This window comes from Streptomyces sp. SM11 (genome assembly GCF_002910905.1).
Classification (GTDB): Bacteria; Actinomycetota; Actinomycetes; order Streptomycetales; family Streptomycetaceae; genus Streptomyces.
Genome location: NZ_NEUE01000060.1, coordinates 1 through 18,879, shown reverse-complemented (window position 1 = coordinate 18,879; position 18,879 = coordinate 1). Strand labels below are relative to the sequence as shown.

General features: G+C 73.4%; 16 protein-coding genes. 3 read left to right on the top strand and 13 right to left on the bottom strand.

Going from position 1 to position 18,879, the window contains the following annotated elements; genetic code table 11:
- A partial coding sequence (locus B9S58_RS03785; RefSeq protein ID WP_258044179.1) for an ABC transporter ATP-binding protein occupies positions 1-748 on the top strand: 748 nt, incomplete at its 5' end.
- Between the two features lie 33 nt (positions 749-781).
- Here the strand turns inward: B9S58_RS03785 and B9S58_RS03780 are convergent.
- From B9S58_RS03780 to B9S58_RS03770, 3 genes are all read right to left on the bottom strand, one after another.
- Positions 782-3,247: a SpoIIE family protein phosphatase gene (locus B9S58_RS03780; protein WP_103530726.1), complete on the bottom strand. Its 2,466-nt coding sequence runs from the start codon at positions 3,245-3,247 to the stop codon at positions 782-784.
- 238 nt (positions 3,248-3,485) lie between these two features.
- The gene (locus B9S58_RS03775; RefSeq protein ID WP_103530725.1) at positions 3,486-4,715 is read right to left on the bottom strand and encodes a glycoside hydrolase family 26 protein; all 1,230 of its coding nucleotides are present in this window, start codon (positions 4,713-4,715) and stop codon (positions 3,486-3,488) included.
- Positions 4,716-4,838: 123 nt separating this feature from the next.
- Positions 4,839-6,128, bottom strand: coding sequence for a cytochrome P450 (locus B9S58_RS03770; RefSeq protein ID WP_103530727.1), 1,290 nt, complete (start codon positions 6,126-6,128; stop codon positions 4,839-4,841).
- A gap of 245 nt (positions 6,129-6,373) precedes the next feature.
- Here B9S58_RS03770 and B9S58_RS03765 point away from each other — a divergent pair, with 245 nt between their 5' ends.
- Both B9S58_RS03765 and B9S58_RS03760 read left to right on the top strand, forming a co-directional pair.
- Positions 6,374-6,853, top strand: a complete 480-nt coding sequence (locus tag B9S58_RS03765; protein WP_103530724.1) for a tyrosinase family oxidase copper chaperone — start codon at positions 6,374-6,376, stop codon at positions 6,851-6,853.
- 19 nt (positions 6,854-6,872) lie between these two features.
- On the top strand, positions 6,873-7,736 hold the full coding sequence (locus tag B9S58_RS03760) for a tyrosinase family protein (RefSeq protein WP_103530723.1): 864 nt from the start codon (positions 6,873-6,875) through the stop codon (positions 7,734-7,736).
- Positions 7,737-7,802: 66 nt separating this feature from the next.
- Here the strand turns inward: B9S58_RS03760 and B9S58_RS03755 are convergent, their stop codons facing one another.
- From B9S58_RS03755 to B9S58_RS03710, 10 genes are all read right to left on the bottom strand, one after another.
- On the bottom strand, positions 7,803-8,090 hold the full coding sequence (locus tag B9S58_RS03755) for a chaplin (RefSeq protein WP_103530722.1): 288 nt from the start codon (positions 8,088-8,090) through the stop codon (positions 7,803-7,805).
- A 141-nt stretch (positions 8,091-8,231) separates the two neighbouring features.
- The gene (locus B9S58_RS03750) at positions 8,232-9,380 is read right to left on the bottom strand and encodes a GNAT family N-acetyltransferase (RefSeq protein ID WP_103530721.1); all 1,149 of its coding nucleotides are present in this window, start codon (positions 9,378-9,380) and stop codon (positions 8,232-8,234) included.
- Entirely contained in the window at positions 9,377-10,051 is a 675-nt protein-coding gene (locus tag B9S58_RS03745; protein WP_103530720.1) for a lipopolysaccharide biosynthesis protein, read from the bottom strand. The genes B9S58_RS03750 and B9S58_RS03745 overlap by 4 nt, the downstream gene beginning before the upstream one ends.
- Positions 10,048-11,184, bottom strand: a complete 1,137-nt coding sequence (locus B9S58_RS03740; RefSeq protein ID WP_103530719.1) for a glycosyltransferase — start codon at positions 11,182-11,184, stop codon at positions 10,048-10,050. Before B9S58_RS03740 ends, B9S58_RS03745 begins: the two co-directional genes overlap by 4 nt.
- The gene (locus tag B9S58_RS03735; RefSeq protein WP_103530718.1) at positions 11,181-11,993 is read right to left on the bottom strand and encodes a polysaccharide deacetylase family protein; all 813 of its coding nucleotides are present in this window, start codon (positions 11,991-11,993) and stop codon (positions 11,181-11,183) included. The genes B9S58_RS03740 and B9S58_RS03735 overlap by 4 nt, the downstream gene beginning before the upstream one ends.
- Complete coding sequence (gene murJ, locus B9S58_RS03730) at positions 11,983-13,701, bottom strand: murein biosynthesis integral membrane protein MurJ (protein WP_103530717.1); 1,719 nt, start codon at positions 13,699-13,701, stop codon at positions 11,983-11,985. Before murJ ends, B9S58_RS03735 begins: the two co-directional genes overlap by 11 nt.
- Positions 13,698-15,071 (bottom strand): O-antigen ligase, encoded by a 1,374-nt coding sequence (locus tag B9S58_RS03725; RefSeq protein ID WP_103530716.1) that lies wholly within the window; start codon positions 15,069-15,071, stop codon positions 13,698-13,700. Before B9S58_RS03725 ends, murJ begins: the two co-directional genes overlap by 4 nt.
- A 2-nt stretch (positions 15,072-15,073) precedes the next feature.
- Positions 15,074-16,546: a sugar transferase gene (locus tag B9S58_RS03720; RefSeq protein ID WP_103530715.1), complete on the bottom strand. Its 1,473-nt coding sequence runs from the start codon at positions 16,544-16,546 to the stop codon at positions 15,074-15,076.
- Positions 16,543-17,718, bottom strand: a complete 1,176-nt coding sequence (locus B9S58_RS03715) for a glycosyltransferase (protein WP_103530714.1) — start codon at positions 17,716-17,718, stop codon at positions 16,543-16,545. The genes B9S58_RS03720 and B9S58_RS03715 overlap by 4 nt, the downstream gene beginning before the upstream one ends.
- 316 nt (positions 17,719-18,034) lie before the next feature.
- Entirely contained in the window at positions 18,035-18,613 is a 579-nt protein-coding gene (locus tag B9S58_RS03710; RefSeq protein WP_103530713.1) for a cysteine hydrolase family protein, read from the bottom strand.
- Positions 18,614-18,879: the final 266 nt, after the last annotated feature.

The following is an 18,879-nucleotide window of genomic DNA, read 5'->3' as shown; positions in this document are numbered from 1 at the left end:
GGGCCTGCGGCTGCGCGGCGTACGGTTCGGCTACGGGGGAGAGGCCGTTCTGGACGGCGTCGACCTGACCGTCCGGCCGGGCGAGACCGTGGCCCTCGTCGGAGCCTCCGGGGCGGGCAAGTCGACCTGTGCCCACCTCCTGGCGCGGTACTGGGACCCCGAGGCCGGCGCCGTGGAGCTCGTGCCCCCCGACCCGGCCCACCCCGTCGACCTGCGGGACCTCACAGAGGAGGACCTGCGCGCCACCGTGTCCGTGGTCGGGCAGGAGGCCCCGCTCTTCCACGGCTCCCTCGCCGGGAACCTCCGCCTCGGCGCCCCGGACGCCACGGCGGACGAGGTCGGCGCGGTGGCCCGGATCTGCGGCGTCGACCTCATCGCCGACGCCCTGCCCGGCGGGCTCGACACCGCCGTCGGCGAGCGCGGCGCGACCCTGTCCGGTGGCCAGCGTGCCCGGGTGGCCCTGGCCCGTGGGCTGCTGAGCGGCCCACGCGTACTCGTCCTGGACGAGACGACGGCCCATCTGGACCACCGGGGCGACGCGGAACTGGCCCGGGCGCTCGCGGCGGACTCCGCGACCCGGACGACCCTGGTGATCGCCCACCGTCCGGCCACCGTCCGCAGGGCCGACCGGATCGCGGTCCTGGACGGCGGGCGCGTCGTCGAGGAGGGCACCTGGGACGAGCTGATCCGGGCCGGCGGCCCGCTGACCCGCCTCTTCGCCCACGAGGAGGCGGCGGTCCGTCCCTGAAGCCCGAGGCGCGGGCCTCTTCCTCCAGAGCGTTCAGGGAAGGGGCTGCTCCGCCCAGATGATCTTCCCCCGGGAGGTGTAGCGCGTGCCCCACCGATGGGCGAGCTGCGCGACGAGGAACAGCCCGCGCCCTCCCTCGTCCGTCGTCCTGGCGTGCCGCAGCCGCGGCGAGGTGTTGCTGGCGTCGGACACCTCGCAGGTCAGCGCCGACTGGAACAGCAGCCGCAGCCGCACCGGCCCCGAGGCGTACCGGATCGCGTTGGTCACCAGCTCGCTGACGATCAGCTCCGTCGTCATCGACAGGTCCGCGAGCCCCCACGCCTCCAGCTGGCGGGAGACCTTGGCCCGGGTCTCCCCGACCGCCGCCGGGTCCACGGGCACATCCCACGAGACCAGGTGCTCGGGGCTCAGCACGTGCGTCCGGGCGAGGAGCAGGGCGATGTCGTCCGGCTGCGGGACGGGCAGCAGTTCCTTGATCACCGCCGGACAGAGATCCTCCAGCGGCAGCCCGCCCCGGGACACCGCCCGGCCCAGCCGTCCCATTCCGCTCTCGATGTCCTTGTCGGTCCCCTCGACGAGCCCGTCGGTGTAGAGGCCGAGGAGGCTCCCTTCGGGCAGTTCGATCTCCAGGGACTCGAAGGGCAGCCCGCCGAGTCCCAGCGGAGGCCCGGCGGGCAGGTCGGGGAAGCTGACCGTGCTGTCCGGTGTGACGACCACCGGCGGCGGGTGACCGGCCCGCGCCATCGTGCAGCAGCCGTTCGCCGGATCGTAGACGGCGTACAGGCAGGTGGCTCCCACCACCGTCGTGCCGCCCCGCTCCGCCGGGCCCCCCGCCTGCTCCTCCTCGCTGAGCCGCAGGACGAGATCGTCCAGGCGGGCCAGCAGCTCGTCCGGGGGAAGATCCATGTCGGCCAGCGTCTGTACGGCGGTGCGCAGCCGGCCCATGGTCGCGGCGGCCCCGATGCCGTGCCCGATGACATCGCCGATGACCAGACCGACCCGGGCGCCGGACAGCGGGATCACGTCGAACCAGTCGCCGCCGACCCCGTCCTTCGTGTCCGCCGGAAGGTACGACGACGCCACGTCCAGCGCCGTCCCGCCGCGCAGCGTGTGCGGCAGCAGGCTCCGCTGGAGTACCAGCGCCGCGGTGTGCTCCCGGGTGTAGCGGCGGGCGTTGTCCACGCACACGGCCGCACGTGCCACCAGCTCCCGGGCGGGCGCCACATCGTCCTCGTCGAACGGCACCGGATTCCGCGACCGCATGAAGGTGGTCAGCCCCAGCACGGTGTCGCGCGCCCGCATCGGTACGGAGATCAGGGAGTGCAGTCCGAACTCCCGGAGCCGGGCGGCCCGCGCGGGCTGCTCCACGGTCCACCCGTGGCTTTCCGGGTCGAGCACCGGCAGCAGGACCGGGTCGCCGTCGAGGAGGAAGTGCGCGTCCTGCGGCGGCGGCACGAAGTCGACCGTCTCCCCGACCCGTACGACCCCCTCCGGGCAGCCTTCCCGCACCGAGCTCATGCCCGCCCGGCGCATCGCCGGCCGCTCGCCCTCGGCCGGCGGGGCCACCCCGGGCCGGTCGCCGCCGAACGGGGTCTCCAGCAGATCGACGAAGACGAAGTCCGCGAACCGGGGCACCGCGAAATCGGCGAGCTCCTGCGCCGTGCACTGCACGTCCAGGGTGCTGCCGATGGCCGCTCCGGCCTCGTTCACCAGCGCGAGCAGCCGGCGCGCGTTCCAGCGGTCGGTGACGTCGAGGACCATGTAGCCGATGCCGATCCGCCGGTCCCGGGCGTCGGCCAGCGGGAAGAACGAGCTCGCGTACGCCCGTCGGCGGTGCGGATCGGCCCAGCTCCAGCCCAGATACTCGTAGTCCGTGATCGCCTCGCCGGTGGACAGGACCTGTCGCATCAGCCGCTCGATGGGCGCCGCCAGCGCTCCGGGCAGCACGTCGCCGGGCCGGCGTCCCAGCCGCTGTTCCCGGGGGACGCCGCCGAACCGCTCCAGGGTGTCGTTGAGCCAGAGATAGCGCAGGTCGGGGTCGAGTACCGCCATCCCGACCGGCGACCGGGTCAGGAAGTCGTCGAGCACCGACCCGCTCATCGTCCAGTGCGGGGTGAGTTCCCGCCCGGACACCAGGAAGCCCTCCCGCCCGGCGATCGGGAACGAGGCGGTGGCCCGCACGTCGATGTCCAGGGACGGGCCGTCCCGGCTTCGCAGGGGGACCAGCCCGCTCCACCCCGAACCGGCCCGGCAGCGGGCGGCCACCGCGGCCGTCCGCCAGGCGTCCGGGGGGCCCGTGAGCAGCAGGGCGGCGGACCGGCCGACCACCTCGGCGGCCGGATACCCGAGGAGCGCCTCGGCCCCGCGGGTCCACCCGATGACCGTGCCGTCCCCGGTGATCACCGCCGCCGCGTCGTCGGCCGTCCGCGCCGTTCGCCGCCCGTCCCCGGAGGGCAGCGGGCCGGGCTCCGCCGGGGAGCCCTCATCGGCGGATGCCATTGCACCTCACCACCCTCTGTAGGTTTCCATGGTCGCGCGTCGCCCCGGACCGCGCCCGGTGCGCCCGGTGTGCGGTCCGGGCGCGGGCTGTCCCTCGTTCGGCGGCGTGACGGAGCGGGCCGTGCCCGCGTTGGTGGTGGTGACAAGCGGTTGCTCGTCCCCCTGCCCCGCGCTGGACCCGTGTGGGTGGACGGCTCCGGCCCCGACAGGAGGGCCGGAGCCGTTTCCGCGCCCGGCGTCAGTAGCGGAAGCAGATCTTGCGCTCCTTGAGCCACTGGCCCAGCCAGTCGCCGAACGGCACGGTGACGCACCACCTGCGGGCGGGTGGCGCCCCGGTCTCCGGCGGTGTGGGCGAGGGGGCCACCGGGGACGGCCGCGCGGACGGCGGGACCGACGGGGACGGGGCCGGATCCGTCGGTGTGGGCGTGGGTGTCGGACTGGGCACGGGCTCGGTGGGCGCGGCCATCTCCGTCAGCATCGTCCGGAACACCTTCGAGGACCGCGGATTGCTCCTGCACTGCCAGACGCCGTGCGGGCAGTAGTCCGTGACCGTCTGGTACAGCGGCTCGTGCCGGTCGATCCACTCCAGCATCCGCCGCATGTATGCGGGGTTGTCGCCGTTGCGGAAGAGCCCCCACTCCGGGAACGAGATGGGCTTGCCGTGCTCCGCGGCGAAGTCGACGTGCTTCTGGAGCCCGTACGGGTCGGTGACCTGGTCGTCGAAGGTCTCGCCGGGAGGCTGGTCGTAGGAGTCCATCCCGATGATGTCGACGACGTCGTCGCCCGGGTAGCACTCGGTCCACGGCACCGCGTCGAGCCCTCGGCTCGGCGTGAAGTCGAAGCGGAACTCCTGACCGGGAACCGCGCGCATCGCCGTGACGATCCGCTCCCAGTACGCCTTCCAGGACGCGGGATCGGGACCGCACCGATGGGTGTACGTGGTGCCGTTCATCTCCCAGCCGAGCACGATCACGGTGTCCGGAACACCCAGCCCCACCAGACGTTCCGCGAGCCGCGTGAAGTGCTGGTCGTAGTCCCCGGCCGCGCCCGCCCGGAGCAGGGTGCGCACCTCGTCGTCCGGGACCCGCTCCTCGTTGCGCTCCAGCATCGGCACGTTGAGGACGAACATCCGGTCCTGGTCCGCCTGTCTCCAGTCCGCCCAGGCGTCCAGGAAATCGGGTGCGCCCTCGATGTTCACCCACAGATCGCCCGGCAGATACGTGTGCCCCACCCGCAGCTCCGCCCCGCCGAGCCAGCGCGACAGATCGGCCATCCTGCGGACCCCGGCGGGCCCGTAGTCCAGATACGCGCCGTGCGCCGTGCCGCTTCCCGCGCCCGGTGGGCCGGGGGCGGCACCGTCGACGGAATCGGTGCCCGGCGGCGGCTGGCCGGCGATGCCGCCTCCTGCCAGGAGACTGAGAGCAGTCGCCGCGATGCACGAAACGATGAGACGGCGCTTTGCCGGCATTGCTCCTCCTGGCTGCGGGGAATTGCGGCCGGTTTCGGCCTGATAGGGAGAGACTTTCATCATCAGGCACCGGCGGCATGCGCAGGAGTCCATTTATCGTATTCGGCGTTGCGGGCGTGCCGTTCAGGTGAGTGTGGGGCCGAACGTGAACGGTAGGGAGCCGACACGGTTGTCGAAATTCGAATCGACCAGTTCCGGATCTCCCAGATTCCACATGACGGGCCGTCGGTCGATCAGCTCCCGGAAAAGGGCCGTCATTTCGATTCGGGCCAGATGGGCTCCCAGGCAGTGGTGCGGGCCTCCGCCGCCGTATCCCAGATGAGGATTGGGCGACCGGGTGATGTCGAAGCGGTCCGGATGGGTGAAGACCGCCTCGTCGCGATTGGCGGACGCGTAGACGAGGGCGACTTTGTCCCCCGGAAGGAACGTGCGGCCGCCGAGTTCACATGCGGCGGTGACGGTCCTGCGGAACTGGATGATCGGCGTGGAATGCCGGACGACCTCGTCGACGGCGCCGTCGATGTACCGGTCGAAGTCGGACCGGAGCAGCTCCCGCTGCTCCGGATGCCGGTCGAGGAGGAACAGCCCGTGCGCGATGGCGTTGCGGGTCGTCTCCACCCCGGCAACCAGCAGCAGTGAGAAGAACGCCCCCAGTTGCCGCCCGGACAGTGCCTCGCCGTCGATGTCCGCACGCACGAGCGCCGAGACGAGGTCGTCCTCGGGGTGACCTCGGCGCTCCCGGGCGAGCCGTCCCATGACCCACTGCATCCGGGCCAGGGAAGCCAGCCCCCGGCCGGGAATCCGCAGCCGGGCCCGGCCCCGGCGCTCCACACCGACGTGTTCGGAGGCGTGGTCGATCTGCTCCGCGACCCGCGCCCGGTACGCCTTCGGGATGCCCATCAGGTCGCAGATCACCTCCAGCGGCAGCCGCGAGGCCGCCGACGGCATGAAGTCCCCGGGTCGCTCGGCGATGAGCTCGTCCACCAGCCGCCCGGCGAGCAGACCGACGTTCTCCTCGACGTCCGCCAGCAGCCGCGGTGTGAACCGCCGCGAGATGATCCGGCGCAGCGCCGCGTGCTCGGGCCCGTCCATGTTGACCATCGAATTCCCGAACAGGGCCTTCGCCCAGCCGGCCGGCTCCGGGGTGGTGACCCCCGGGGCGCTCGCGAACACCTGGGGCGTGCGGCTCGCGGTCCGCACGTCGGCATGGCGCACCAGGGCGTGGAACGGCTTGCCGGAGGTACGCGCGGTACCGGGCCGGGGAGTGAACAGGACCGGCGCGTCCAGCTCCCGCAGCAGGGCGAACGCCCGGAGCCTTTCGGGGCGCGGCAACCGCCAGAACGCCGGGTCGGCCAGATCGAAGTCCGCCGCGCGCAGCACACGGTCCCCGGACAGCTGGTACGGAACGGTCATGCCCGTCACCTCCACGGTTCGCCAGGCCATGTTCCGGTCCGCAGGGCGCGAGGGCCCTCCCGACGCGGCCCGTCGCCGCCGATGGCCCCGCACCCTCACGCGTTTGACGGAACGTGGCCGCCGTCCGTGCACCGTACGCCGCACGCACGAGAACTGTTTCGCCACCTCCTCGTTGTCAACATCGCCATCAGAAGCACCTCGGACGAGTTAACGAGACGAGTCAACGAGAGGCAGGTCGTCATCTCATGAGCCCCACCCCCGCGAAACCGGGCGGCACCCGCATTCCCTCCCGCCGGATCGTCCTGCGCGGAGCCTTCACCGCAGCCGTGGTCACGGGCACCGCGGGCGCCCTGTTCCCGCTGCTCGACCGTGAGCAGACCACCGCGGCCCGGCCCGCACCGGGACCCGAGGCGCCCGGGACCGGACCCGGCGCCACGACCGAAGAGTTCGCCGAGATGTACCGGGGCCGGGAGATCCGGGGGACGGCGACCGTCGTCGTCCCGGCCGGCGCCTCGGACGACGACCGGGTGGCGGTCGCCGCCGAGCCGGTCACCGAGATCCGCATCGACGGCAGGCCACTGCACGTCATGAGGCGGGCGGACGGCACCTACCTGAGCGACGTCCGGCACTACGAGTCGTACCCGACGCTGCTGGAGACGGCCCGCGCCGCCGTCGACGAGCTCGGCAACGCCCGACTCGCGCCCCCCGCCGCGCACCACATGTGAACCAGGAGGACCAGCACCGGTGTACACCCGCAAGAACCAGCGCGACCTCACGCGCACCGAGAAGCGCCGGCTCGTCGACGCGATCCTGAAGCTGAAGCGTTCCGGCCGTTACGACGACTTCGTCGTCATGCACCGCGAGTACTACGTCATGGACACCGAGCGCCGGCCGCGTCCGGCGCACATGACGTCCTCGTTCTTCCCCTGGCACCGCCAGTACCTGCTGGAGTTCGAGAAGGCGCTCCAGGGCGTCGACCCGGGCGTCAGCGTCCCGTACTGGGACTGGACCCAGGACAACAGGCCGACGTCCTCACTGTGGGCGGAGGACCTCCTCGGCGGCAACGGCAGGCCCGGCGACCGCCAGGTCACCACCGGGGCGTTCGCCTACGAGGCGGGCAACTGGAGCGTCGGAAGGGGAGTCACCGACGAGCACTACCTCACCCGCAACTTCGGCAGGCCTGGCCGGAACCCGGTCTCCCTCCCCACCGGGAACGACGTCGTCCGCGCACTCGAGGACCCCGTCTACGACACGGAGCCCTGGAACAGCATCAGCACCGAGGGCTTCCGCAACCGCGTCGAGGGGTGGGGGATCCGGGGCGTACGGACCGTGGGTCTCCACAACCAGGTCCACCAGTGGGTCGGCGGCCCGATGGCGGGCGCGGCCTCCCCCGAGGACCCGGTGTTCTGGCTGCACCACTCCTTCATCGACCTGCTGTGGGACCGGTGGCGCAAGGCCCACCCGAAGTCGCCCTACCTGCCGGGCCGCAAGCCCGCGTCGCCCGGCCCGGACCGCGCCTACGTCTTCGGCCTCGACGAGGCGATGCCCCCCTGGGGAGTGACTCCGAGGAAACTCCTCGACCACAGCACGATCTACCGCTACGCCTGAGCCCGGACGGAGGAACGGCCGGCCCCTCCGGGAGGAGGGAGCCGGCCGTTCCGGAACTACGGGAGATCAGCGGCCGTAGCCGTAGTCCCCGCCGCCACCGTTGTCGTGGCCCCCGGAGGCGTTGACGCAGGTGTTGCCGAAGGCCGGGTTCAGCAGGCCGATCACGTTGATCGTGTTGCCGCAGAGGTTCACCGGCACGTGCACGGGGACCTGGACCAGGTTGCCCGAAGCGACACCGGGGGAGGCGGCGGCGAGGCCCTGCGCACCGGCGTCCGCGGACGCCATGCCGGCGCCGCCGGCGATCAGGGCGCCGGTGCCGGCCATGACAGCGGCGACCTTCGTCATACGAGACATTCAGAACTCCTTGTAAAGAAGGGGGGGGTGTGCTGCGGACGCGAGGCCCGCACCCCCTGTCAACGCGGCAGACGCCGGACGGTAACGGATCAGTGCATAGGTGATATCTCCGACGCCGCTGTCCGGCGTACGCCCGGGGCGTCAGCGCCCGATCACCGAAAGCCCCGTCAGCCGCTCGTGCCAGTCCCGCGCCGCCGGGAACCGGGCCTTCACGGTCTCCACCGCCCGTTCCCGTGCCGCCACCTGCGACTCGCGCAGCCGCAGCAGCGGCTCAAGACCCGGGCGGGCCAGCAGCAGCCGCTGGTTGACCACGGGCACCGGCCCCCAGTGGTTCTTGTAACTCTCCGCACCGCGCAGCAGGCTCAGCACCTCGCGCCCGTCGTCCGAGGCCTGCTGGGCGACCTCGCGCAGCAGCATCGTCGACACATCGACCTTCCGCTCGCGCAACGCCGGATCCGCGCCGTACAGATAGCCGCCCGTCAGATGCCCGGACTGCAACGACAGGTTGGACGCCATCACCTCGCCGTTCAGCCGGAACTCCGTCATGGCCGCCGTACCGTCCCCCACCATCCGCCCCACCGACCGGATCAGATGGTCCGAGAACCGCGCCCGGAGATGCTCGGGATTGACCCCCCGGCCCTCCCACTGCCGCTCGTGGAGCCGCAGCAGCGTGCCGACCGCGGCGGGCACCCCGTCCTGCGGAATCCGGTGCGCCCGGACGCCCAGGGCGTCGACCTTGCGCAGCTTCGAGCGCAGCCGCTGACCCCGCGAGCCGGTAAGCCGCGCCACGCGGTCGTCCAGCGGCTCGGCGGGAAGCTCCATGCACGTCGAGTCCGTGAGCCGGCTCCGGGCCCCCGGCCACCGCCCGAACAGCAACTGCGCCGACGCGTCCGGCCGTACCTCCCGCAGGTCCACCACGGTGTGCCGGGCCGCCCGGTCCAGACCGCGGCCCAGCGCCCCCACCGCGTACCCGGCCTCCTCCTCGTCCAGGAGGATGTCGAAGAAGTCGGAGACGGCCCCGCCCATCGGGACGAGCAGCGGCATCGGCCGGTGCACCAGCATCAGCGGCGCCGCCCCGATCAGCCGCCCCGACCGGCGGACCAGCAGCACCCGCAGCCGGCCCTCCTGCCCGTAGGAGAGCCACCACGAGTGCAGCCACGCGTGGCTCTGGAACGGGGTGGCGGTGGCGCAGCGGCGGTGCAGCGCGTCCCACTCCCCGGCGAGCGCGCCGAACTCCCGGAAGTCCCGGCACAGGGTCACCGCGAGGCCGCCCGCCCGGTGCGCCGTCATCGGACGAGCTCCCGCTCGTCCTGGGCCACGTTGCCGCCCTCGGCCGTCGGACCGGGCACCTGCGCCGACACGCTCCAGCCCGCCCGGCGCGGCCGCACCAGCAGCACGAGACCGCCCAGCAGACCACCCGCGGCGGCCCCCACCGCGGTGCCCAGCGGCACCGACGGCGAGACCGGCCGGTCCGGCGTCATCGCATGGGTGAACTTGATCAGCTTCACCCCGGTGTCCTCGGAGACATGGCCGCTGCTCACGATGACGGCCTCGATGACCGCGTTCGCGATGTCGGCCGCCCTGTGCCGGTCCTCGGATGTGCCCGTCACCGCGATCATCGGTGAGTCGGGGGAGGTCTCCGACTGGACGTGGGACCGCAGTTCGCGCACCGGCTCGCCGGCCGCACCCTGGGCGTACGAGAGCGTCGCGTCGCTCGTCGTCAGCCGCCCGTACGACTGGGCGTACCCCAGCGCCGCCGAGGGGTTCGTCTCCCCTTCGGCGACCGCCATCGCGTAGCTGGTGGCCTCGTACTGCGGCGCGGCGAGCGCGCCGTACGAGAGGCCGGACGCGGTGCCGATCAGCACACAGACGGGCAGCGGCCACCAGTGCGGAAGCCGGGTGAGGGCGGTGCGCAGCCGACGGACGACGACATGCCGCTGCTGCTCGGGTGACTCGGTCATGAAAGGGCTCTCCGGTTCGGTGGGGCGGTGTCGAGGGCGTACGCGTACACGTCCATCAGGCGCTCGCTGCTGCGCCTGATGTCGTAGTGGCCGACGGCCCGGGGCGGCGGCTGCCGGTCCGCGCGGGCCTGTATCCGCTGCCGCAGCCGGGCCGTCAGCTCCTCGGGGCTCCCGGCGATCCGGGTGGCCCCCGGGGCGTGGGCGGCGGGCAGGTCGTCGATGGCGGGGCAGGCGTCGTGGAGCACGGGCAGTCCGGCGGCGAGCGCCTCCACGGCGGCAAGGCCGAAGGACTCCTCGCGGGACGTGGAGACGAATACGTCCAGGGCGCACAGCAGTGCCGGAACACCCGGGACCGGACCGTCCCCGTCCTCGTCGCACTCCCCGAGGAACCGGATCCGGTCCACGGCCCCGAGACGCAGGGACAGCGCCCGCAGCGCCCCGGCCTCCGGTCCGTCCCCGGCCAGCAGCAGCCGGGCGCCGGGCAGGGCGGCGACCGCGCGGATCAGCACGTCGAACCGCTTGCCCGGCACCAGCCGCCCGACCCCCCCGACGACGAACGCCTCGTCGGGGATGCCCAGTTCCGCCCGCACGGATGCCCGGCGCTCCCCGTCGAAGCGGAACCGGTCCGCGTCGATGCCGTTGGGCACCAGCCGGATCCGGTCGGCGGGCACCCCCCAGTCCCGCAGCCGGCCGGCCACGGTGGAGGAGACGGCGACGGTCGCCGAGCCGAGGCGTTCGGTGGAGAGGTAGAGGGCACGGATGCCCCGGGTGAGCGGGCGGCCCTCGATCTCGGCACGCCCCAGGGAGTGTTCGGTCGCGACGGTGGCCCGGGTCCCGGCGAGCCGGGCCGCGACCCTGCCGTACACACAGGCCCGGTACAGATGCGTGTGGACCAGGTCGTAGCGGCCGTCCCGGATCAGCCTGGCCAGTCTTCCGACGGCCGACAGGTCCCGGTTGCCGCGCATCCCCAGGTGGGTCACCCGGATTCCGTCGGACCGCAGCTCCTCGGCCACCGCCCCCGGGTTGGTGAGCGTCACGACATCGCACTCCACCGGCAGATGGCGCAGCAGCAGCCGCAACTGCCGCTCGGCGCCGCCGACCCCGAGCCCGGTGATGACGTGCAGCGCCCTCACCGCGGGCCGCCCGCCCGCACCGGCCCGGCGACCCGCGAGCCCGCACCGGGCGCCGCCACCTGGCGCAGCCCGTGCCGCAGATCCTTCGCCCACAGGCGCACCCCCCGGTCCGCCTGGCTGATGTGGGTGCGGGGCAGGGCGAACCGGCTGAGCAGCGGGCCGGGTGCCAGCGCGCAGGCGTAGCCGTAACCCGCTGTGCGCGCGGCCTTCGTGACGCGGCGGTCGAGGATGCCGTACGGATAGCAGAAGCCCTCCGGGGGCGCGCCGGTGAGATCGCCGATCAGCTCCCGGCTGTGGGCGGTTTCCCGGTGCAGCTCCTCGTCCGACAGCGCCGTCAGGTCCTGGTGGAACAGGCCGTGCGAGCCGACCTCCATGCCCGCGGCGGCGACCCGCCGGACCTCCTCGTGGGTGAGCAGAGGCTTGCGCGGGCCGAGCGGGTCCCACGCGTTGTCCCCGCCGGGACGGCCCGGCAGCACGAAGACCGTCGCCCGGCAGCCGTGCTCGCGCAGCACCGGCAGCGCCTCGCCGAGGAAGTCCGCGTACCCGTCGTCGAAGGTCAGCCCGACCAGCCCGCGCCGCCGCGCCGCCCCCGCGCGCAACAGCTCGGACACCCCCACCCCCGTCAGCCGCCGGCTGCGCAGCCAGGACAGCTGCTCGTCGAGGCGCTCGGGGGAGACGGTGATGCCGTACGGATCGTCGCTCGGATCCGTCACCGAGTGATACGTGAGGATCCACGGCTGACGGCGGGTGTGCGGGCGGAGCCGGGAGGAGCGGGCGTCGGCGCGGTGTGCCGAGGATTCAGCGGCCATCAAGGAACCTCCGTCGGGTGAGTGCCAGCAGGTTTGCGACCTCGGGCGAGCGCAGGGCGAGCCCGGTCAGGAAGAACACGGCGGGGACGAGGAGACACCCGGCGGCCAGACTCAGCACCGCGTCGGGGACGAGGGGCGCACACGCCCAGCCGGCCATGCCCGCCGTCAGCGACGCCCCGGTGAGCCGGCCCAGCGACAGCGCCACGGCCCGCGTCCGGATCGGCACCACCCGGGTGCCGAGGCCCATGAGGAGCAGCAGCGCCGTCGTGCTGATCCCGATCGCGTTGGCGGTCGCGATGCCGTCCACGCCGAAGCGGTACGTCAGCGCGTACCCGGCACCCATGGTCACCAGCAGCCCGGTGCCCATGGCGAACGCCGGGAACCAGGTGGGCCGCCCGGACGAGAAGAACGGCCGGCTCAGCGCGCCGACCAGACAGTGCCCCAGCAACCCCAGCGCGTACACCCGCATCACCTGGGCGGTGGAATCGGTGTCCGAGACGTCGAACGCGCCGCGCTGGAAGAGCACCTCGATGATCTGGGGCGCGTAACCGAGGACGACCGCCGTGCCGAGCAGCACCACCATCCCGGCCAGTGCCAGGTCCCGCTCGACCCGGCGCCGGGCCTTCTCCCGGTCCCCGGCGGCCATGGCCTGCGCGACCACCGGGAACGTCACCGTGCAGATCATCAGCGACAGCACCATCGGCATCTGCGCGACCTTCTGCGCGTAGTTCAGATGCGAGATCGCGCCCGCCGGCAGGGTGGAGGCCAGGAACCGTTCCACCAGTACCTGGGACTGACGGCTCACCACGAACAGGACCACGGGGGCCAGGACCGCGAAGCCGAGCAGCGGAGTGGTCCGCACGGCCCGCCGCCGCAGCCGCCCGAACCTCGGCAGCCGGGGGCGCCGGAGAGGCACCAGCCGCAGGAACATGGGCAGTTGGGTGAGGACCATCAGCGCACTGCCGACCGCGACCCCCACCGCCGCCGCCCGTACCCCCCACGTCGCGTGCAGGGCCAGCGTCATCCCGATGATGCCTAGGTTGTACGCGACATAGACCCCGGCGGGCGGCAGGAAGCTGCGGTGCGCGCGCAGCGCGGCGCTGAAGTAGCCGGTGATTCCGAAGGTGAGGACGGTGACCGCGGTCAGCCGGGTGCAGTCCACCGCGAGCCGGGGATCGGCGAGGCCCGGGGCCAGAATGCCCACCACCCACGGGGCGCCCGCGATCAGCAGGGCCGCGCCGCCGGAGAGCAGGAGGCACAGGCGGGGGAGCGTGGCCGCCACCAGATCCCGTACGGGGTCGGATGCCCCTTCTCCCCCGGTCGCCCCGCGTCCGGTCAGGGCGAGGCTGAACGCGGGGACGAGGAGGAGCGCCATGCCGTCCTCGATCAGCAGCGTCGCCGCCATCTCGGGCAGGGTCCAGGCGATGAGGAACGCGTCGCTGGCGTCGCTCGCCCCGAAGTACCGGGCGATGGCCTGGTCCCGCACCAGACCGAGGACGGCCCCCAGCACGGTCAGCACCGCCGTGGCCGCCGCCGCGCGGGCGAGGAAGGCCCCGAGCCGGGGTGCCTCGCCGCTGTCCGACTCCGGCGCGGTGCCGGGGGCGACGGGCCCCCCGGGGCCGGACCCGGGTGCCGGGAGGAGCTGCGGGGCGGGTGCCGCGTCCGCCGGGCGCGGTTCGGCCTCCGTCCCCGTACCGGTGTCGCTCATGCGGCGCTCACCCGGTCCGGCTCGGCCAGCGCCCACCAGGCGGCCAGCCCCAGGACGACGCCGCTCAGCACCGTCGTGGGCCCGCCGATGTCCGCGTACAGGAAGTTGACGCTCTGCCAGGTCATCAGGGCCACCGCCGCCAGACCGCAGTCCAGGGCCGCGTGTCCGCGCGAGCGTGCGAGGCGCAGTCTGCGGATCGCGCCCACCAGGATCGCCGCCCAGCTGCCGACGAGCGCGGTCAGGCCGATGAGGCCCTGCTCGCTGAGGACGAGGAGATACATGTTGTGCGGCGACAGGAGCGCCTGCCGGCGGAACCCCTGGCCGGCCCCGGCGGTGTCGCTGCCGGAGGAGAGCCCGATCGAGGCGTGTCCGTCGCGGTGGTCGGGGAAGCCCTTGAGGCCGACCCCGGCGGCCGGCTGCTCGCGCCACATCGCGCCTGCCGCGCTCCACATCGCGTAGCGGTCGCTGACCGACCGGTCCGGGGTGCTGGTCACCCGGGTCACGCTGGCGGCCCGGTCCGCGATCATCTCGGAACCGATGCCGAACCCGCCGACCACCACCACCCCGGCCGCGCCCAGCACGGCCAGCGAGGTCAGCGCCTGCCGCCGCCCGGTCAGCGCCAGGGCGACGAGGACCGCGGCGGCCGTGGCGATCCACACGCCCCGGCTGAACGACAGCGCCAGGGGCACGATCAGCGCGACGGCGAGAACGGCGGCGCACGCCCGCAGCCAGGCCGGGGCGCTGCCGGGCGTGCGCAGGGCGCAGGCCGCGGCGGCGAGCAGCCCGTAGGCGACGACGGTCGCCATTCCCATGATGTCGCTGGGGCCGAAGGTGCCGACCGCCCGGATGTCCTCGCCCATGTACGAGGCGCCGGTCCCGGTGACGTACTGACGCACGCCCGTGACGCCCTGGACCGCCGCCAGCAGCACCAGCGAGCCGGCGACGATCCGGAACCCGTGCGCGTCCCGGAGGAGCAGACACACGGCGATCGGCACGAGGACGAAGACCTGCAGGTAGCGCACGAGGCCCGGCAGGGCCGCCGCCGGGTCCGCCGCCGTGACCGTGGCCACCGCGAAGCCCACCGCCGGCAGCCCCAGGACCAGCGCGGCGGCGGCACTCAGCGGGCGCCGGCGCAGATACAGCAGCCGCCCCACGCACACGAGCACCGCGAGGCCCGAAGCCAGGTCGGCCGGTCCGACCGCCGGGCCGCCGCCCCCGCCGGAGGCCCCGTGGGGCAGGGCGGGCAGCAGGACGGTCGCGACCAGTGGCAGCAGCGGCCAACGGCTACGCCAACCGCCCCACGAGGGACGGGAGGGGAAGCGGGTCCCGGCCGGCGGCGTCGGCGCGGGCGGGGTCAGGACAGCGGCCATGATCAGCTGCCTCCGAGCCGGAACAGGGCGCCCGCGGTCCGCGCCAGCACGCACGCGTCCTGCCACAGCGACCAGGTCTCGATGTAGCGGTTGTCGAAACGGGCCCGCTCCTCGATCGAGGTGTCGCCCCGCAACCCGTTCACCTGGGCCAGACCCGTGATGCCGACCGGCATCCGGTGGCGGGCCTGGTAGCCGGGATGGGCGCGGCTGAACTGCGCCACGAAGTAGGGGCGTTCGGGTCGGGGCCCGACCATGCTCATGTCGCCGCGCAGGACGTTCCACAGCTGTGGCAGCTCATCGAGCGACGTCCGGCGCAGCACGCGGCCGACCCGGCTCATCCGCCCGTCGGATGCGACGTTCCAGCGGGTGGCCGACTCCTGGACGTCGGCGGGCCGCAGCGTACGGAACTTCAGCAGGACGAAGGGACGTCCGTGCCGGCCGACCCGCTCCTGCCGGAAGATCACGCCCGGCCCGTCGGAGAGGCGCACGGCCAGGGCGCAGGCCGCCATCACCGGGGCGGCCAGCAGCAGTCCGACCGTGGCCAGGACGGCGTCCACCGCCCGCTTCACCCCGTGGCCGACGGGACGGTTCGTCCTGTCGTGGAGGGGCTGTGCGGTGAAGCCCCACAGATGATCGGGGCGGCCTCCCACCGGGGGTTCCGCGACAGCGCCGGGTCCGTTGACCAGCCACACCCGGCAGCCGTGTCCGGTGAGCAGAGTGAAGAGAGCGGCCCCGTCCGGGGTGGCCTCGGGCGGCGCCGTGAACATGGCGTGCCGCACACTGTTCTGGACGATGGCCCGTCGCACCTCCTGGGGCGAGCCCAGGACCGGCAGCGACACGTCCGTCGTCTGCTTCTCCTCCCCGGCCGCCGGGGCGGCGACCAGACCGACCGGCCGCAGCCCGTACGCGGGGTGGTCGTACAGCGCCGCCGTCACCTGACGGGCCGGCGGCCCCTGGCCCACGACCAGCGTGGACAGCGGGCGGCGGGCGGCGGCCCGCCGCCGCGCCCGGTACACGGCCGCGCGTCCCGCGCAGGTCAGTACGGTCTGCACGCCCGCCCCGTACGCGAGCACCGCCCAGCCGATCGCCTGCTGCGGGGCCCAGGCGTCCAGCACCTCCATGGTCACGTACCACTGGAGAAGGGCGAGACCGAGGAGCGCGGGCAGCTCGGAGAGGACCGAGGGGGACAACCGCATCCCGTACAGGCGGCGTTGGGCGAAGAGCAGCACCTGGGCCACGGCCTGGACGGCCACCAGCGGCCACGGCCACGAGACCGGGACCACCAGGGCGAACGCCACGGGCGGGGCCACGGCGTCCGCGCACAGGAGCGGCGCGAGACGGCCGTAGCGGACGGCCCGGCGCTCACCGGGCTGCGCCCGCGCACCGCCACCGCTTCTTCGCGGCGGATGAACCGTATGAGCCTGCACGGCTGTTGCCTGGCCGTTACCGGGGACCGGTGCACTCTCCATCGTCATCGCTCGGTGCGCTTCCTCGTCGTGGGGCCGGACATGCCGACAAGTTCCTGGTAGAGACCGGCAACCGCCCCCGCGGTCCGTCGGACGTCGAAGGCCGCCCGGGTATGGCGCAGGGCCCGGTGGGACACCGCCTCGCGCAGTTCCGGTTCGGTGAGCAGCGTGGTCAGGGCCGCGGCCAGTGCCGCCGGATCCTCCGGCGGTACCAGACAGTGGTCCTCGTGGCCCGGCGGCAGGCTCTCCCGCGCCCCGTTCACGTCGGTCATCACAACGGGGCGGCCGCAGGCCATCGCCTCCAGCGGGGCCAGGGCCATGCCTTCCCAGCGGGAGGGCAGCACGAGGACGTCCGCCGCGTGGATCCACGGCCGCACGTCCTCGCAGGCTCCGGTGAACAGCACGCCCGGCGGGGCCGATTCCTCCAGTCCGTCCCGGTCGGGCCCGTCGCCCACCAGGACCAGCCGGGCCCCGGCCACCGGCATCCGCCGCCAGGCCCGCAGCAGGACGTCCTGCCCCTTCTGCCGGCTCAGCCGGCCGACGCAGACGACCAGCGGAGCGTCCCGGCCGGCACCGTCCAGCAAGGGCAGCGAAGCGCGGGCCTCCGCCCGGTCCCCGCTTCCACCGGGGCGGAAGCGGTCGAGGTCGATGCCGTTGTGGATGACCGACCAGCGGGCGGCGATGCCCGCCTCCTGGCCGGTGCGGCGTTCGGACTCGCTGACGCACAGGATGTGATCGGCCCAGCGCGCGCCGAACCGCTCCCAGCCGAGCGCGAATTCCGCGGTGCGCCCGCCGACGGCCTCGAACGACCAGGCATGCGGCTGGAACACCGTGGGGACCCGGCCGCGTACCGCGATCCGGCCCGCCAGTCCTGCCTTGGCGCTGTGGGCGTGTACCACGTGCGGGCGGCTCGCGCGGACGATCCGGCGCGCGGCGGCGACCTCACCGGCCAGCCGGGGCCCGGGGGCACGGGTGACGGACCAGCCGTGGACCTCGGCACCCGCCGCCGCCGCCCCGAGGGCCAGCGGGCTCCCCGGTGGGCAGGCCACCACGGGGCGCAGTCCGGACCCGGCCTGGGCCCTGACGAGATCGGTGACGACCCGGGCCACTCCGCCGTCCACGGGCTGAACCAAATGAAGGACCGTCAATTGGCTTTCTTCAGTACGACGCATGTGCAGCACGCACGGCTCTCTTCGTTCAATCCGGTGAGTAAAGCCGAAGTGCACTTTGGCAGAGATATGGCGAAATCGTGCGCGTGACTCGCTCATACGACCACGCGGGTATTACGCCTGGTGGAGGGCCGTTCGAGTGGCCGGCCGACAGGCCGGCGCATGGCCGCGATCCCTTTTCGGGCAGGTGGCGAAAGGCCTTGATGGGGCTGTCGCACGGAATGACGGCGGCGCTCCGCGCGGATCCCGCCGGTTATACCGTCACCTTTTCCGGCCTACCGCACACCGCCGATCGCCGCACCGGATGGCATCACCATCTATTTGTCGATCACGCCGTTCTCGTGGTGCTGAAAGTGACGTGTGCGGCGCGGGCCACGATGTCCACCTCGTCGCCCAGCGCCCATTCCGCGATCCGCGCCGCCATCGCCGCCGGGACCACGTCGCTGATGTCCGGCGCGGCCGGAATGTCGTACGTGGTGTGGGCGTCGTGCGGCAGGACGACGCGGTAGCCCAGCTCCAGGGCCCGGCGGGCGGTGGCGAGCACGCACATCTCCGACATCACCCCGCACACGGCGAGCGACCGGACGCCCGCCGTCGTCAGCTCGGCCTCCAGCGATGTCTCCTCGAAGCCGTCGTCCTCGCTCTTGCGGATCACGGTCTCGGCCGGGCCGGGGCACACGGGCAGATGCAGCTCCCAGCCGGGCGTCCCCGGCTCGTCGGGCTCCCCGGCCGGGCCGTCGTTCTGCAGATGCACGACGAGTGCCCCGGCCCCCCGGGCCCGCCCGATCAGATCCGTCACCCGGTCCAGCAGCTGGGGTGCGTCGGGCACGGCGGCGTCACCCGCGACGAACGCCGACTGGACATCGATGACGAGCAGCGCCCGGACCGGAGCGGGGAGGGCGGTCATGCCGGGGAAGTCCTCACGTCGTCATGGCGTCGGGTGCGCGGGCGAAGGCCCGGCGGTCTCACGGAGTCCATCGTGCCGGAGAACGGCCCGTGGCCGCCCACCGGCTTCCGGCGGGCGGCCACGGGTCAGCCGGTGCGGTCCACGAGGTACGGGATCAGCGTCAGCAGATCCCCCCGCGCCTCCTCGGCCAGCGGCACCCGGTCCAGACAGGCGCGGGCCGCGGCCAGGTGCTCCCGCGTCTCGGCGATCGTGGCCCGCCGCCCGCC

Coding starts and splice junctions, on each gene's coding strand:
- B9S58_RS03780 (WP_103530726.1), bottom strand. CDS start 3,247: ATGGCATCCGCCGATGAGGGCTCCCCGGCGGAGCCCGGCCCGCTGCCC.
- B9S58_RS03775 (WP_103530725.1), bottom strand. CDS start 4,715: ATGCCGGCAAAGCGCCGTCTCATCGTTTCGTGCATCGCGGCGACTGCT.
- B9S58_RS03770 (WP_103530727.1), bottom strand. CDS start 6,128: ATGACCGTTCCGTACCAGCTGTCCGGGGACCGTGTGCTGCGCGCGGCG.
- B9S58_RS03765 (WP_103530724.1), top strand. CDS start 6,374: ATGAGCCCCACCCCCGCGAAACCGGGCGGCACCCGCATTCCCTCCCGC.
- B9S58_RS03755 (WP_103530722.1), bottom strand. CDS start 8,090: ATGTCTCGTATGACGAAGGTCGCCGCTGTCATGGCCGGCACCGGCGCC.
- B9S58_RS03750 (WP_103530721.1), bottom strand. CDS start 9,380: ATGACGGCGCACCGGGCGGGCGGCCTCGCGGTGACCCTGTGCCGGGAC.
- B9S58_RS03745 (WP_103530720.1), bottom strand. CDS start 10,051: ATGACCGAGTCACCCGAGCAGCAGCGGCATGTCGTCGTCCGTCGGCTG.
- B9S58_RS03735 (WP_103530718.1), bottom strand. CDS start 11,993: ATGGCCGCTGAATCCTCGGCACACCGCGCCGACGCCCGCTCCTCCCGG.
- murJ (WP_103530717.1), bottom strand. CDS start 13,701: ATGAGCGACACCGGTACGGGGACGGAGGCCGAACCGCGCCCGGCGGAC.
- B9S58_RS03725 (WP_103530716.1), bottom strand. CDS start 15,071: ATGGCCGCTGTCCTGACCCCGCCCGCGCCGACGCCGCCGGCCGGGACC.
- B9S58_RS03720 (WP_103530715.1), bottom strand. CDS start 16,546: ATGACGATGGAGAGTGCACCGGTCCCCGGTAACGGCCAGGCAACAGCC.
- B9S58_RS03710 (WP_103530713.1), bottom strand. CDS start 18,613: ATGACCGCCCTCCCCGCTCCGGTCCGGGCGCTGCTCGTCATCGATGTC.